The organism is Acidovorax sp., from assembly GCF_046291265.1.
GTDB lineage: Bacteria > Pseudomonadota > Gammaproteobacteria > Burkholderiales > Burkholderiaceae_C > Acidovorax.
The window spans coordinates 1-507 of sequence record NZ_JBKBTV010000206.1; the positions used below are offsets into that span (position 1 = coordinate 1).

1 protein-coding gene is annotated in these 507 nt (G+C 65.5%); it reads left to right on the forward strand.

Annotated features, from left to right (window positions below; genetic code table 11):
- Positions 1–122: 122 nt before the first annotated feature.
- Positions 123–507, forward strand: a 385-nt coding sequence (locus tag ACK41V_RS23915; protein WP_409786221.1) for an ion transporter, incomplete at its 3' end; no start/stop codon positions are given.

Sequence of the window (507 nt, forward strand, 5' to 3'; positions counted from 1 at the left end):
TGCTGCGTGCCGTCGGCCTGCGCCGGCGCTGTGCACTGCTGACGCTTGCGTGCGCGCCGGCACCTCAGTCGCAGCGGCGGTGGGTGCAGTCGGTGAAGCTGATGATGCGCAGTGCGCCGCACGTGAAGTTCCCGCCCCCCCACCAGCGCTGGCGGCTGCCGGCCTACGACCTGTCCACGCACCGCTGGTTCGAGTGGTTCATCATGGGCGCGGTGGTGGTGAACACGGTGCTGATGGCGTCGCGGCACTTTGGGCAGCCAGGTGAGGGGCGCGTGCGTGCCAGCGGCTGGCGCGTGCTGACGGCGTTGTTGTTGTTGTTTGTCGTGGCAGCTGCATGGGACAGTTTCCTGCACACTTCCAACCTGTTCTTCACTGCGCTGTTCGCGTTGGAGGCGGCGGTGAAGCTGGTGGCGGTGGGGCGGAACTACTTCAAGTCGCAGTGGAACCAGTTCGACTTTGTGGTGGTGATTGCCTCGCTGGTGGGCTTCTTGGTGCCGGACAACATTC